Origin of the sequence: Paenibacillus sp. GCM10027629 (assembly GCF_042676425.1) — a bacterium.
Taxonomy (GTDB): Bacteria; Bacillota; Bacilli; order Paenibacillales; family Paenibacillaceae; genus Paenibacillus_K; species Paenibacillus_K terrigena.
Window position 1 is genome coordinate 580,658 of sequence record NZ_JBHTGZ010000012.1, and the last position, 14,821, is coordinate 595,478.

Below are 14,821 nucleotides of genomic sequence, written 5' to 3' on the forward strand. Positions count from 1 at the left end.
AAGACGGTCGGTTTTTAGTTATAACGATTATCTTCCCTGGATGTGGACAAGTTCTCGGTTATTGGGTTAGCTTGTCCCAAAAATCTCGGTAGCCGGTTAGGCACCCGATCGGGCGCCTAACCGGCTGCCGAGACGCGAAGCCCAGAAAGTGCTTGTACACTGGGCTTTGTCCGTTTCTATATTCACCAGTATGGACAGGTTTTTAGGATGGTAAACGTTTCTCGGTTATTGGGTAACAAGTATTAATCATGCACCCATTAACCTCGGTATTTGGGTATAGAATACCGCACGTCATCATAAGCTTGTACAAAACTATGGTGAGGTGAAATTATATGTTTATTCAAGTAACCAAAAATGAGATGCAGGACTTAATCACAAAGAAACTCGTACAACAAATATCCAGGTGGGAATCGCTAGATAAGGCAAGCTTGTTCTACTCAAAAATGGACGGCATCTTTACTGGATATCATCAAGACCTCAAGAGACTTAAGTCAGCTTATTCAACTCCAGTGGTCGTGTTTAAAATAAAAGCTACCGACTAATTGTCGGTAGCCCCTGGCGTTTACTGTTCAAGTGCCTTTGAAATCCTAAAGTATCTTTTATCTAACGCTTCTTTTCCACCTTCCATCACTTCACATATTGCTTCTCTTACATCAGTTTTTTGTAATGCTCCACTGATTTGCTTTTGGATTTGTCCACCTGCAAAATTCATTTGAATAATATTTTCCGCAGCTCCATTCACGGGAATGTTTGGATTATGAGTAATAATTATTATCTGTTGTTTAGCTTTAAAATTTCGAAGCCCTGTAACCACAAGATCTGTTATACGCTTTGTATCAAGGTCCTCTTCTGGTTGATCTATTATTATTGGTGAATCATCTAGAAGTAACATTAAAGACAACATTGCAGCAGTCCTTTGCCCAGCTGAACCAGTCTCAATATCCTCTTCCTTATTATTAGCGTTTACTAATTTTAAAATGATCTTATCCTCAGGATACCATACAACTAGTCTGTCAATATCCTCTGGTGAATTTTTCTTCAATGCAGATAAATGATTAACGAACATTTTCCCGAAATTATTATTATTTCTGTCGTCTGCTTCAATAATTTTTTTTATTATCTCTTTTCGTTTATCCCATAGGTTTGTGGTTGCTTCTGATAATTCGAATAATATCCCTTTTTCCGGTTTGTCGTCTTCATCACGCTCAATAATATCTTTAGCAAATTCTTTGCCGGATTTTCTTATTATACTTCTAAAGGTACTCTCGGCATTTTCTAAATCACCCATGACTTTTAGGTGTATATTTACATTGGGGTCATCACCTTGCCATTCTTTGATAATGTCTACCCTTTTTGTTCTTAATTCGACTTCATGCAATTCTATTTCTTGGTAAATCTTATTCGATTCTTCCTTTTGCAATTTAATTTGTTCTTCAAGTACCGCTGTTTCGTTAAGCCTCTGTTCTAGCTCACGTCTCTTTGTCACAAGATTACCATATGCGTTTGGATTTTTCTCCCCACTCGATTCAAGACGTTGAACAAACTCTGAATATTTTTGCTCTTGAGATGCTCTGAGTTTCTGCCAAGGGATAGCATCAACAGTATTTCTAACTTGTGTTTTATATTGTTCCAACTTTATTAGAAGATCGCCCATTGTTTGGAGAATGTTTGAAAACTCCTCAGACTCTTTTTGCAAAAGCACTGTTGAATCACTGTCTAATCTTGTGAAAATCTCAGAGTCAAAGATGACACTCGGAGCTTCCACAACAACAGTTTTTACACTATCAGTTAAGTCATCGACTTTTTTCAGATCATAATTTAATTTCTCGTTTACTAATTGTGATTCTTGGTATTCCTCAAGAAGTTCTTTGTACCCCGATTCTTCGAATATCTTCATTTTAGCTTTAATATCATCAAGTTCTGTTTTTAAATTTCCAATTGCATTCAATTTAATTATTAACTCTCTTTGTTTTGAACGCGAATGCAACCATTTAGTTTGTAAACTCTCCGATTTCTCTACCCATGCGCCTTTATCAAACTGTTGATCAATAATATTTAGTATATGGTTCGGGTCTTCAGTCAGTGAGTAAAGATGTTTTTGACTAAATATTCTAACGGGGAACCTAGAATCAATATTACTGCTCTCGTCTTTCAGAACCCACGTTCCTTCATCATTTTTATGCTCTTCGATTATCCTCTTATCTTGCCAAGTAAGCGCAATACTCCTTCCGTCTTTTTGCATCTCAATACGTATTTTTGTTGATTGAGTAAGCATGCCAGGTTTTCCACGTTCTTTTCGCACTTGACTGAATTCTTTAAATTCTTCGTTAATTTTTTTAGGGAGACCCACAGTCTTTGCAAGAGGAAGTCTCATATATTCAATCAAGCTTGATTTCCCTGACCCTCTACCACCAATAATTGTATTTAACCAAGGACTTAATTGTACTTTTAACGGCGCCGCTCTCCCAGCTTTTGCCCCTTCAGTAATTTCAATTGATTTAATAAAAAATCGTGCTTGTACATCATTAGGATCTGATACTGTACTATCGCTTCTCTTTATTCCATCGTCACCGTCATGTAAAGCAAGTCGCAAAGCCTCCAAGTTAGGTATCTCCATCTTGACAAAAGTATAGCTAGAGCCTGCTGATTCAGGATGATGACTGTCAGAACCAGCTACTTCTGTGAGGTTCATTTTCAAATCTTGATAAAGCTGTGGTTTTTGAGATGCTACATCACAAACTTGCATTGCTAATAAACCGTTTGCATTTAAACATTTCTTCAAAGAATTGCCCTCTTGTTCCTGAAATAATCCACGAGCAGCATCTACATGTGCTGGAATTGCTAAACCTCTCATTTGGTGAATTATATCAACTACCTCATTAAACGACTTGTCCGTACAATCATCAGAATCACCCAACGTTCCATTATATCCGCATCTGCTTAACAAATTACTGATATGCATAGACGTTTCAGCTGGATCGAATATCGCCAACAAATGTATATTCCCATGTACTGTTATCTCAACCCCAGGAAAAACAGTTAAGTTTCTATAACCTTGAACATTTTCAGCTTTCATTTGTATCAATTCTTGTTTAAGTGTATCTACCCATTCACCAGAATTATGGTCAGTAACCGCAACACAATCGATTTCTTTACTCATATAGTCCAATAACCAATCACGAGGAGTTCGCTTTTGTAATTCAGTTTGATTAGGTCCCTTTCCATAATCAATTGATATAGGAGTATGTGCATGGAAATCAAATTTCCACCATTTCGCACCATAATAATGCATTGAGAAAACCACCTCTTAGTCATGATATATGAGGCATAATTCGACACAATGGAACAATTATCCTGCAATTCAGGATAATCATTGCTACATGATATGTTTTCGTTTCCATTTATTAGGAAAGATACATAATTCCAAATTTCAGTAATGCAAGTGCAAGATTATAAAGCAATGCCCTTTAAATAGCTCGCCAAATAATGCTGTTAAATGCGTCATAAAAATTGTATAGTTTTCTATGTATAAAACTAATTGGAGGTAATTACCATATGATTGACAAATCAGTTATTGCACAGAATAGAAGGATAGAAGAATACCTAATTAGAATTCAAATTATTAGTGAAGACTACATGGCATCACATGAAGATCAATATAAAGATTGGAAATTACAATCTGTTTCCTTGAATGATCAAAACAATACAACACTATTTCGATACTGTGAAATTAACGATGAGTATGGGGAATTTGAAAAAATTTACAATATCGGAAATATTGTTAATCATGTAGAAGAAATTATCAAAGCTAATTATTAAAAATATTGAATGTATAGATTTCCTGTACTACCGCATTTCTTCATTAAGCACCTTAACGCAACGAAGGCTGGGCTTCCTACTGGCATCAACGCATCCTCCGTGAACTTGACCTCACGAGCGAAGAGACCGTTGAATTTGCGAAGCTGAATTCATCGGTCGTTCAGCCGTCGAAGAACAGCCTCAACCCTTATTACTTAGGGCTCAAAATATTCGAAGATATCGAGCGCCGTTGGGATCAGCCAACGCAAGAGGAACGTGATCGGCTGCACCGCGTACCAGGACAGGGTCGGGCAAAGCTATTTGAAGTCAGAGAGCTGGACTCCGATACATCGTTCATCCGCAATTATTTGACGAAGCAGCTAACGGAGGATTTGGATCTTTATGTGTTCGAGAAGAAAGGCAGCGAGTGGAAAATTACCGATAAAGCATGGATGAATATTCGGGATCAATTGGTCTACTCTAGAGTAAACGGCGGGTTCCCATTCCTTGTCGTACAGGATGGCGATTTCATGCGGACCGGAGAGATCTATTTGAAGCATCAGTATGAAGGGATTGAACTGGATCTGAAGTATTTGGAGCGGACGCTGCCGTTTGTTTATCAGTTATGGGGCAAACCCGTTCACCTCGAAACTTTTGTCGAAGATAAAAAAGTTCTATTTACCTATGACGGCAGAAAACAAGCGCGAAAATTTCTTTAACTGACACTTATTTACGGTCTTCTCCCATTACGGAGGAGACCGTATTTTTATGCCGAAAGACTCGACAACTTTCGATATTCTTTTGAAGCTTTCTCATTTATAATAGAATCGAAGTAGATTTGATCGATCCTTGCGAGTCTGGGGTGTGTGAGATTGATTATTAATATAATCAGACAATTTTTTGTTCCCTCCATCAGTGTATTCGTCATTTTATCGTCCATCTTTCTTCATACAGCAACGAACATCTATCTCTTAGTCATCACGGGATGTCTATTCGTGTTCAGTATCCTTCTCGACAAGAAGTTCCCAGGATTGCAGCCGCTCCAGATCATTCTTCTCGGGGTATTCCATTGGAGCAGCAGTCTGAATTGGTGTCAACTTCTCTACTGTGTTCTGATCATTATCACCATTCAGCGAAAGAAGAAATTCAGAGATTCGGTGCTCACCACGCTGCTCTATGCCATGCAATATACGTTAATTAACTTAACTTATCGACCCATTAATACCTACCAGATGCTCGTGTCCATATTTGATATCCTAACCTTTGTAATCGTTCTCCTCCTCTACTACTTTGTTCACGTCTCCGAGATTGAGAAGAAACGACTTCGTGAGAAGTTTCAATTCCTTAGCACCCACGACTCTGTCACCGGACTACTCAATTATGAAGGCTATATGAAATCCATTCAGAATGATGTGAAACGCAAAGAACCTTTTGTGTTGCTCCTCCTAGACCTGCAAGATTTCAAATCCATCAACCACGAGAGCACACAGAACGGCAATGAAATTTTGGCCAAAATCGCTCAGTTGTTACGCTCGTATTTTCCCAATGCCAAAGCGATGTCTAGATATGCAGGAGACCGGTTCGCGCTTGTCCTGCCCCCTTTCGATAATATCCATCAAGAAATTACGGACGTTCTCGATTCGAATATGCTTGGGTTCCAAGTCACACACAGTACAACGTTTTTCCCTCAGGAAGCCGAAAGCGCACAAGAGATTATCACATTCGCAGAAGAGAAGCTCTTCCAGAATCGACGCAAACTCTGGTTCAAACGCGAAGAGAATATGTTCCGAACTGAGAAGCTCAAAGCCGTCGGTGAACTCGCTGCAGGGATGGCACACGAAATTCGCAACCCCCTCACAACAATCAAAGGCTTCATGCAAATTTCGATGCATCATGATTACAATATTCGCCCCTGGTTCGATACCATTATGAGCGAGATAACGCGCATGAATGAACTAACCGCGGAATTTTTGCAGTTCTCGAAGCCTCATATTGGCAATATGAAGCCGGAGCCCATCGCACATGTGATGGATCGATTGTTATATCTCGTGGAGTCAGAAGCCGCATTCCGCGGTCACCGCATCTATTATGAGCCCATCGGTGTCTCCTTACATATCCATATGGATCGTGACAAAATTGTACAGGTGTTATTGAATCTTGTCCGTAATGCCTTTGAGGCAATGGAGGAGCCCGGGGATATCTACATTCAAGTATCGCAGATTCATAATAAGGTGATCATCGAGATTCGGGATACGGGATGCGGAATCGCGGAACATCATCTCACCAAAATATTCAATCCGTTCTATACCACCAAAGATAACGGCACAGGCCTTGGGTTATCCCTCTGTCAGAAAATCGCCCAAGATCATGGAGGTTCGCTCGAGGTTCGAAGTACGTTAGGCGAAGGATCGATATTCCGCGTAAATCTCCCATTGGATGAGGTAGAGCTCATCGAGGCTATCAATTAATAAGAGCCTGTGCACCACGCTTCGCATGGTGTACAGGCTCTATCTTTATTTAGGCAGTGGGAGCGTAATACTGAACTTCGTCCCTCGCTCCTCGCTGGCTTTAATTTGTATTTTGCCGTTATGGTTCTCGATAATGCGATAGCAGATCGATAGTCCAAGTCCGAGTCCATTCTCCTTCGTCGTGAAGAAGGGGTTAAAGACGTTCTTCATCTGATCTTTCGAGATCCCAACCCCGTAATCCCGAATTATAATCACCGCCGTATTCTGCTTCTTATTGCAGGTCAGTCGAATATCGACCTGACCGCCCTTCGGCATCGCTTCGAACGCATTCTGGATTAGATTGATCAGCACCTGCTTAATTTGAACCGAATCAATATAAATCGGAAGCGGTGACTCGTATAAATCTGTCGTTAGAATAATGTTGTTGAAATTCGCCTGGCTGGTCATGAACTGTACCGTCTCAATCACGACATCTTGCAGGATATGCTCCTTCTTCTCAGGAGAGCTCGGCTTAGCCATGAGTACGAAGTCAGACACCAGCCGCTTCAGATCAAGCAATTCACCATAGACAATCTCCAGGTAACGAACATGCATTTCACGAGACAACGGCTTCTCGCGAAGCAATTGAATGAAGCCCATAATCGATGTGAGCGGATTACGGATCTCATGAGCAATGCCGGCAGCAAGCTTCCCGATGGCTGAGAATTTCTCATACGTTAACATCTGATTCTCAAGCTCATTTCGTTCCGTAATATCGCGAAGCTGCAAGTAGGCCCCTGTTAATTCCTGATGGTCATTCACGACGGGTATCGCATCGAGTATACATGTAATACGCTTATTCGCAGATAGCAAGAATGTACATTCTTGATTTTCAAATCGGTTACCATATAGGATGACATCACACATATAACTCGCAAAGGGTTCAACGTCACAGATCCATCTTCCGATCATCGAAGTACGCTTACGATTCATAATCCGCTCAATCAATTGGTTGCATTCCGTAATGTACCCCTCTGCATCGGTAATAATGATGCCGTTATTGACACTCCGAATTAAGGTATGATTCATAATATCTTTATTATGGTTCGTTCTTCGCAGCTCAATTTCACGTTCCATCGAGTCGACCATATTCGAGAGGAGTGGAAGCGCAAACCGACTATGATGTTCAACGAAGGTCATCATGGAGACTGTGCCTGCCAAATGATCTACCTGATTAACTTGAAAAGGAACACTATAGCAAGCGGTATTATGCATATGTTCGTGAAAATGATCACAGCCTAGAAGCTCAATCGGTTTCTGTTCCTGCAACGCAAGATGTACGGCATTGGTCCCTAAATCTTCCTCGCCCATCAGGGTGCCTACTTCCATCCCGACCTCGTTCACTAGACTTCGAATTTTCTCATTGCCGACAAAGTCAATAATGTAGCCTTGACCATCGGTTAGCGCGATGAGAATCGGAATCCCATCAAGTTGAGATCTGGTCTTCTCGCCGAAAAAATTCATTACCGATATCACTTCACGATAGTTATTCCGAATTCGAAGAAGTTCTTCTTTACAGAGGCGATTCTTCGAGAAGGGAATGGCGCTCGGTGTCATTCCTTGTTCCAGGCATCTTTTTTTGGATTCGACAATATATGAAGCTTCCATGGGTCATTCCGTTCCTTTCATCCTACACAAAAAAAAGTATGATATTCTCAAAGAATACCATACTTATTGAAATAAAACTTCCAAAATATTCAGATTCTTCAATTCGAATAGGAAATAAGTCATATCCTTGACGTAATCTGTTTTGTTAGATATTGCGATTAATGCGGATACGCCGTGTCGAATAGAATGCCGCACGGTCCCCCATCCGGATTGATTCCGAGGTCCACCTCTGTCCCGTCTGCGCGGAATAACGGCCTATAGAATTCACCGATTTGCGCTGCTGAAGCGTTCGCATAATGACAAATGAAAGCTCTCCGGAACCGATCTTTCGATTTGTTGCGATAGGACCCATGAATTAAATTCCCGTTGAAAAATAATACATCACCTTTAGCCATCACGGCTGGAATCGCTTTCTGATCTTTGGGCGGTTTGACGTAATGCGTCGTGAAGGATTCTTGTTGATCTGCTCGATCAGGACACACAATGTCGTAATGGTTCGTCTTCGGCACGATCAGCATACCGCCATTCTCTTCATCCGCCGCATCGATCGCTGTCCACGCGGCGATGCAATTGCCTGGCTCTACTTTCAAGTAGAAATTATCTTGATGCAACGCTTGTCCTCTGGAGCCTGGGGGCTTGTAGTAGAACATACTCTGTGCCGCAAGCGGTTCTTCCTCGTAGAGGTCCCTTAAGACTTCCAGTACAGGGGAATGAAGCATATAATTCTTCGCTGTATCATCAAATCGATGGGGATGCATTACACGCGGGTAGCGTGCTAATGGGTCGTTCACATCCGCATCCAATTGGGGTTCAAAATGTCCCGGAATCGCCTGTCTGCTTATGATGTCAAATGTCTCTTCAATGGTCCGCACATCCATATCCGTGAATAAACCCTTCACAATCAAATATCCTTCTTGCTCAAACTGTTCCTTCTGATCCTTCGTTAACACACGTAATTCGTAAGACATCATCAGCGCCTCCCTTGAGCTTCCTTCCATCATTTCCTACAGTATATTCTAGAAATCGCAGGATCTAAATCATCGATCCTGCTAATCTCTCACACAATTCTGCTATTCTTCTTGTCGATAGCCCTGCTGCATCATATGATAAAGGAGATACGTTATATGCGGATGGAGGGGCTCGAATGCATCAGGAGCGCACCAAGAGGACGATCGAGGAGGAACAAGATTTAATCATTGCTGGACATTTCGCTGTACCAGACACTTATGTATCCAAGCGGCCGCACGGACGGAAGGATTGGCTCATGATCTATACGCTCAGCGGTGAGGGTTACGCGATCACGCCCAACATGCAAATGACTTGCCGGGCTGGTGATGTGACGCTATTGAAGCCAGATATTCCGCAGCACTACGGAACGCGAGAAGGTGCACATTGGGACATGGTCTGGGTGCATTTCTCCGATCAACGCGTTGAGAAGCATTTACTCCCACATCAAGAAATCCATCAACAATCGATAGAGAATGAATCCGCCCAGAACCGGATACGTCATGCATTCGAGCGGATCATTACCGATTCTACGGAAGGTGGACCCTATGCCCAGGAGCTCGGTTATAATGCCTTACGTGAAATCCTCATGCTACTCGCACAACGAGACATGCAGAAGCGCGATGCACGCGTGGAAGAAGTGCTATTCCTCCTCTCACAGCATATTCGCGAACCCCTGAAGGTAGATGCTATCGCGAGAAAAGTTGGACTGTCTTCCTCGAGACTATCACATGTATTTAAAGAAAATACAGGATGCTCCATCGTCGAGATGCTCAATCAAATGCGGATCCGTCAAGCTGCGTTACTCCTTAGGCATACCGATCGGAGCGCATTTGAAGTGAGTCAGGACGTGGGGTTTCACAACTATAATCATTTCATTAATCAATTTCGCAAATATATTCACATGACGCCAAGTGCGTATCGTGAACAACAATAATTTATGACTGTGCGTGCAAAATATCATTCGCCACTTGATGCAATGTCACGCGCGCAAGCTCTTGTTCCATCGCTTGCTGCGCTTTGGCGAAATTCGTCTCTAATGTGCTCTGAATATTTTTGCCCACAATACAAGCAGGGTTCGGATTCTCATGAATCGCGAACAGCTCCTCTTGAACGCCAACCTGAACCGCGCGATACACGTCCAAGAGCGTTATTTCATGAAGTGGGCGGACTAAGGTCGCGCCGGCTACACCCGGACTGGAATGGATTAATCCTGCTTTATTTAATAAACTCATCATACGTCTGATGACGACGGGATTCGTATTTACACTTCCTGCGATAAGTTCTGATGTTATACGTCCTGATTTATGAAGTTCAAGCAGCGTCAAAATATGAACCGCAACGGAAAAACGGCTGCTAATCATCCTCATTTCCTCCTCTGTCTACAGCTATTTATGTTGTAACGATTATAGTTACACAGCCATGAAAAGTCAATTTGGGTATAAAAAGGAGCATCCCCATCGCTATTCCCTCGGAGGATGCTCCCGCTTCAATTGGATGCCAATACATGACATGATATATGATCATGGATGATGGCTCAACATATTTTCCTCATCCGTAATGTATAGCGGAAATGGAGGTTTCTCTTTCAAGTAGAATTGTTGCATAAGCAATTCATAATGCACGCGACCATCCGCGCAATCCTGCATAATCGGCAATTTGTGATTGTCATCGACATAAGCATCGACAGCTTCTTGAACAATGTCCAAGTAATGTGGAATCAACTGATCCTCTTCCGTAAAAATTTCATACGTTTGCGTACTCATATAATAATTTTCAATTGGTATTCCACCTAAATAAGGAACGAGTCGTGCACTGTTAATTCGATTATCTTGATCCACGAGAATGGTACGTTTCACATTTTTCGGCAGATTGGCTTCAAATTGAATAACAGCCTTCTCAATATCTTTCAACGTCGTTTGGATACGTGCCGGCTCTTGATTCGGTTTGTTTCTCTTCCAGAATGTCCACATAGAACTCCCTCCTCGGCCTGTCAGTAAGCGTTCTCAAACTAAACTTACAGATAACGATTTCGTTGTTTCCTACTCCTATTATACCATATTTCTACATATCTTCTAAGGCAAATGTTAGAATGTATATTGTACATTTCGTGGAGAAACGGAGGCATATCCTATGCACATCGAGCAAATTCATCGTAAAGGGCAAGGCACCTATAACGAAGATGCCATCATTATTAACGGGGATCAGCATATTTATGGGGTGGTGGATGGCGTCTCGAGCCTTGTTCCTACGCATCATACCAGCACCAGCTCAGGTCAGATTGCAGCACAGCTTGTCGCGGAGCATTTCATCTCCCCCATCCATTCGACACCCCTGGTTGAACGAACCATGGCGGCCAATGATCAGCTGCGAGCCACCATGCTTGAAGCGCAGGCCGACATCCACGATGCAAGCGCGAGATGGAGTGCGGTCCATGCCGTTGTCCACGTGAAGCCTCATCATATTGACTGGGTGCAGAGCGGCGATTGTATGATCTATGCAGTGTATGAGCATGGTCTTGTCCGGACAATCACGTATGATAGTGTTGAAGTACATGATGAACGGGCCCTTAACCTGTGGAAAAGCATAAACAACATGACGCTGATTCACGGGGAACGTCCACACGAGGTCACCGAACAATTGCAGCGGAATCGACGATTCTCGAACCAGTCCGGCGGATACAGCGTCATCAACGGTGAGCCCGAACTCGCACATCATCTAGAATCAGGTCGAATAACACGACTAGGTCTGAAACATTTGCTCCTGATCACAGACGGTATCTATCCTTGGCAAACCGTCTACCCGCATAATGCCGAGCAAACACAAGCCTTTGTTCATGATGTGATACACCAAGGTCTGCAAGCATATGTTGATCAATTATGTAAATGGGAAGCAGAAGATCCTGACTGCACCCGATCCGAACGGTTCAAAATGTCCGATGATAAGACAGGCATTCTACTCACCTTCTAACACAAATAGAAGAGGGCGCCGTATACGGGCGCCCTCTGTTTTTCATATACGCTTATTCATTTAATCCCTTGAGATCCATCGCAACTTTCTCAATCATTTGTACGAAGGCATGCAGTTCTTCCGAGCTGGCTGCTTGGTGGCGTGCATTCACCGATGTCTGCTCCGACTCCTGCTTCACCTGCATCAGCTTGGATTCAATTTGTTCCAGCTTCTCTTGGATTCGCTCCTGCGCTTGACGTGATGTTAGCGCGAGCTTACGGACTTCATTCGCTACAATCTCGAACCCTCTACCATGCTCGCCAGCATGCGCTGCTTCAATTGCTGCATTCAGGCCGAGTAGATGCGTCTGATTCGAGATGCCACGAATGAGTACGCCCATTTCCGTAATCTGCTCTACTTCCACATTTAAGCTCTCAACGAGCTCATGGGCATGATCTTGCGACTCCGCCGTCGTAATCGCCGTCTCTGCAATAGTCTGCGCACTAGCATCCAGTTCGAGCATCATCGCTGCCAGCTCTTGAACGACTAGGCTGACTTGATGAAGCATATGTTCCTTCTGGTCCACCATGACTTGAATTTTATCTTTCTCCTTCAACTCATAAGCTTCAAGTACCAGTTGAGAATCAAAATTGAACATTTTCGATATCGCATGCACCAATTGAATCCATTGATACGGCAATTCATTCTTAAGTACTTCGGTAGCAATGTTCAAATACACCATGTACGTGCCCAAGTACCAATTCGTTGTCAGACCGATTCGGGAATGAACACCGCCGATGCGGACCCGGTTTATGATGAATTCCTCATCAATAATCCCCTGACTGAGCGACATCCAATAATCGGATTGGGTCTGCTTCAACCGCTCAATGGTACTGAACTTGCCGATCAATTCTACCAGTTCTGGCTGTTGCTGAATTTGTGCGTATAACCGGTCTACCACGAGATCAACCACCTTGCGAAAAACCGGTTGATTGGAAGCAAGCAATTGCAGATCTTCTTCCGTGATACCCGTGTATTCTAACTGTTTCAATCGATGCTGCGAAACGTTGATCATAAATTCCCTGCCCCTTTAAAATATATATAGGTTTATCCCCTGATTATAAGGAATAAAGTCTGGAACATACAGGAAACGCCAATCTTAATATGGAAATTATTAGACAAACTGTCTATTTTATTCGCAATTTTTGATCATATGCCGGAAATGATAGCCGCTGATCGCGATCTCGCCATCTACGTGATAACCTTTCTTCACATACAATTGATACGCTAGCTCATTATCCATCTCCACGAGCAGCGCTAATTTGGAATATCCTCGTTCCTTGCCTTGCTGTTCAAAGGCATCCATCAGCTTCTTCCCAATCCCTTGACCTTGGAAAGCATCGTTCACAGCTACGGAATCCAGATAATATTCATCATCATGGGCTTCCTTCACAAATGTAACTTCTTTCCCGCTAACCGATCGAATTCGATCCACAAAAGGCTTGTCCAATTCCTCCGAATGACTCCCATGATAAGCTAGCAAGAAGCCTACGACCTGACCATCCACTTCATAGACGATCGTGTTCTCGTAGCTAAGTCGATTTCCTGGTTGAGTAAAAAATTCTCCGACGATTTTCAGCGCTTCTTGGTCATCTGTCGTTCCCGTCAGCGTATTTGCAATACGGCCAATTGCCGTGTGAATTAATGGTACTACTTGTCCTGCATCTTCTGCTCTTGCTGTTCGAATCATGATTGTCCCTGTCTCCTTCTTGCAATAACATAGATTACTATAAATAATACCATGAATAACGAGGAGAGGCGAAACATCATCGCATAACTTGTCTTCAGCGCAACAATACCGAGCGTCATCGAGCCCAGTGCAATTCCGAAATCGATGGAGTTATAGAACGCCCCATTGGCTACCCCGCGATTCTCCGGTTTCGCTCGTTGAATCGCCCAAGCTTGCAATGACGGCTGCAGCGCACCGTAGCCAACACCATAACAAAGAGCCGAGACGATCAACATCGGAAGAGATGTCGTATAAGAAAGGAATAGCATTGCGATGATAACCATAAAACAGCCAATTGGAAGTACGGCGCCATGGCCTTTGCTGTCATAAATTTTACCAGAGATCGGACGAACAAGCAGAACCGCAAGCGCATTGAACAAGAAGAACCATCCGACATTCGGGATATCATTTTCTTTGCCCAACATCGTAATAAACGTAATCAATCCGCCGTACGTGATCGACAGTAAAATATTCAAAACGCAAGGAAGCAAGGCATCGCGGTCCATGAACTTGATCTTCATCGGCTTTTTCACAGTATGACTTGTCTTCTCTTGCCGATTCATCTGGATCGAGAATGTGATCGGTATAACGATCGCAATCAGAATCGAAGCAACAACAATAAGGGTACCGAAGCCATAATCATTTAGCAGCCATAAACCAATGACTGGCGCGATGGACATTGATAAGCTTGTCGATAAGCCGAAGTAGCCCATCCCTTCACCGATTCTTCTTTTGGGAATGATCTCCGAGACGACGGTACCATACGTGGTGCTAATAATCCCGAATCCGACACCGTATACGATACGGATGAGGATAATTAGGGCAATCGCCCCGACACCATAGTACGTCATCGTCGATAATAGGAAGATGAGGAGACCTGCAATGACCAGTGGTACCCGTCTCATCCGAGAGACAGCAACACCAGCATACATCCGAGTGGCAATGGCGGAGAGTGCGAACATACTGATGACAAAACTGATCATAAGGCTTGATACGTTAAATTTCTGCGATACATACGCGGGTAAAGCGGGGGTAATCATTTGTAGGTTCAGATAGACGAACAAATTAGACACGGTTATTAATATTAAATCTTTCGTCCACAGCCTCGGGGCAGCGGACGGTTTCACCTCTGTAGCATGTGCAAGTTCCATCAAGGACACCTCTT

The 14,821-nt window shown here is 43.0% G+C and carries 12 protein-coding genes and 1 pseudogene; 5 read left to right on the forward strand and 8 right to left on the reverse strand.

Annotated features, from left to right (window positions below; translation table 11 throughout):
- Nucleotides 1–562: 562 nt before the first annotated feature.
- Nucleotides 563–3,292 carry a TrlF family AAA-like ATPase gene (locus tag ACFQZR_RS23260; RefSeq protein WP_379350347.1) on the reverse strand — a complete coding sequence of 910 codons (2,730 nt, stop codon included), beginning with the start codon at nt 3,290–3,292 and terminating at the stop codon, nt 563–565.
- Nucleotides 3,293–3,555: 263 nt separating this feature from the next.
- Between ACFQZR_RS23260 and ACFQZR_RS23265 the strand changes: the two genes are divergently transcribed.
- The 3 genes and pseudogenes from ACFQZR_RS23265 (at nt 3,556) to ACFQZR_RS23275 (ending at nt 6,266) form a co-directional block, all read left to right on the forward strand.
- Nucleotides 3,556–3,819: a hypothetical protein gene (locus ACFQZR_RS23265; protein WP_379350349.1), complete on the forward strand. Its 264-nt coding sequence runs from the start codon at nt 3,556–3,558 to the stop codon at nt 3,817–3,819.
- Between the two features lie 59 nt (nt 3,820–3,878).
- A pseudogene (locus ACFQZR_RS23270) lies at nt 3,879–4,517 on the forward strand (SpoVR family protein); the annotation flags it as partial.
- A gap of 147 nt (nt 4,518–4,664) precedes the next feature.
- Entirely contained in the window at nt 4,665–6,266 is a 1,602-nt protein-coding gene (locus ACFQZR_RS23275) for an ATP-binding protein (RefSeq protein ID WP_379350351.1), read from the forward strand.
- A gap of 45 nt (nt 6,267–6,311) precedes the next feature.
- On the opposite strand, the gene ACFQZR_RS23280 is transcribed toward ACFQZR_RS23275, so the two are convergent.
- A complete protein-coding gene (locus ACFQZR_RS23280) occupies nt 6,312–7,913 on the reverse strand; it encodes an ATP-binding protein (RefSeq protein WP_379350353.1) in 1,602 nt (533 codons plus the stop codon).
- Nucleotides 7,914–8,071: 158 nt separating this feature from the next.
- Nucleotides 8,072–8,881 (reverse strand): phytanoyl-CoA dioxygenase family protein, encoded by an 810-nt coding sequence (locus tag ACFQZR_RS23285; RefSeq protein ID WP_379350970.1) that lies wholly within the window; start codon nt 8,879–8,881, stop codon nt 8,072–8,074.
- Between the two features lie 176 nt (nt 8,882–9,057).
- Between ACFQZR_RS23285 and ACFQZR_RS23290 the strand changes: the two genes are divergently transcribed.
- Nucleotides 9,058–9,855: a helix-turn-helix domain-containing protein gene (locus ACFQZR_RS23290; protein WP_379350355.1), complete on the forward strand. Its 798-nt coding sequence runs from the start codon at nt 9,058–9,060 to the stop codon at nt 9,853–9,855.
- 1 nt (nt 9,856) lies between these two features.
- On the opposite strand, the gene ACFQZR_RS23295 is transcribed toward ACFQZR_RS23290, so the two are convergent.
- Both ACFQZR_RS23295 and ACFQZR_RS23300 read right to left on the reverse strand, forming a co-directional pair.
- Entirely contained in the window at nt 9,857–10,282 is a 426-nt protein-coding gene (locus tag ACFQZR_RS23295; protein WP_379350357.1) for an Rrf2 family transcriptional regulator, read from the reverse strand.
- Between the two features lie 159 nt (nt 10,283–10,441).
- The gene (locus ACFQZR_RS23300) at nt 10,442–10,891 is read right to left on the reverse strand and encodes a DUF3939 domain-containing protein (protein ID WP_379350360.1); all 450 of its coding nucleotides are present in this window, start codon (nt 10,889–10,891) and stop codon (nt 10,442–10,444) included.
- Between the two features lie 160 nt (nt 10,892–11,051).
- On the opposite strand from ACFQZR_RS23300, the gene ACFQZR_RS23305 reads away from it, so the two are divergent.
- Complete coding sequence (locus ACFQZR_RS23305; RefSeq protein WP_379350362.1) at nt 11,052–11,888, forward strand: protein phosphatase 2C domain-containing protein; 837 nt, start codon at nt 11,052–11,054, stop codon at nt 11,886–11,888.
- A gap of 52 nt (nt 11,889–11,940) precedes the next feature.
- On the opposite strand, the gene ACFQZR_RS23310 is transcribed toward ACFQZR_RS23305, so the two are convergent.
- The 3 genes from ACFQZR_RS23310 to ACFQZR_RS23320 all read right to left on the reverse strand — a co-directional run bounded on the left by ACFQZR_RS23310 (nt 11,941) and on the right by ACFQZR_RS23320 (nt 14,807).
- Nucleotides 11,941–12,942 carry a protoglobin domain-containing protein gene (locus tag ACFQZR_RS23310; protein ID WP_379350364.1) on the reverse strand — a complete coding sequence of 334 codons (1,002 nt, stop codon included), beginning with the start codon at nt 12,940–12,942 and terminating at the stop codon, nt 11,941–11,943.
- A gap of 117 nt (nt 12,943–13,059) precedes the next feature.
- Nucleotides 13,060–13,617, reverse strand: coding sequence for a GNAT family N-acetyltransferase (locus ACFQZR_RS23315; protein WP_379350366.1), 558 nt, complete (start codon nt 13,615–13,617; stop codon nt 13,060–13,062).
- Nucleotides 13,614–14,807: an MFS transporter gene (locus ACFQZR_RS23320; protein ID WP_379350368.1), complete on the reverse strand. Its 1,194-nt coding sequence runs from the start codon at nt 14,805–14,807 to the stop codon at nt 13,614–13,616. The genes ACFQZR_RS23315 and ACFQZR_RS23320 overlap by 4 nt, the downstream gene beginning before the upstream one ends.
- Nucleotides 14,808–14,821 lie beyond the last annotated feature (14 nt).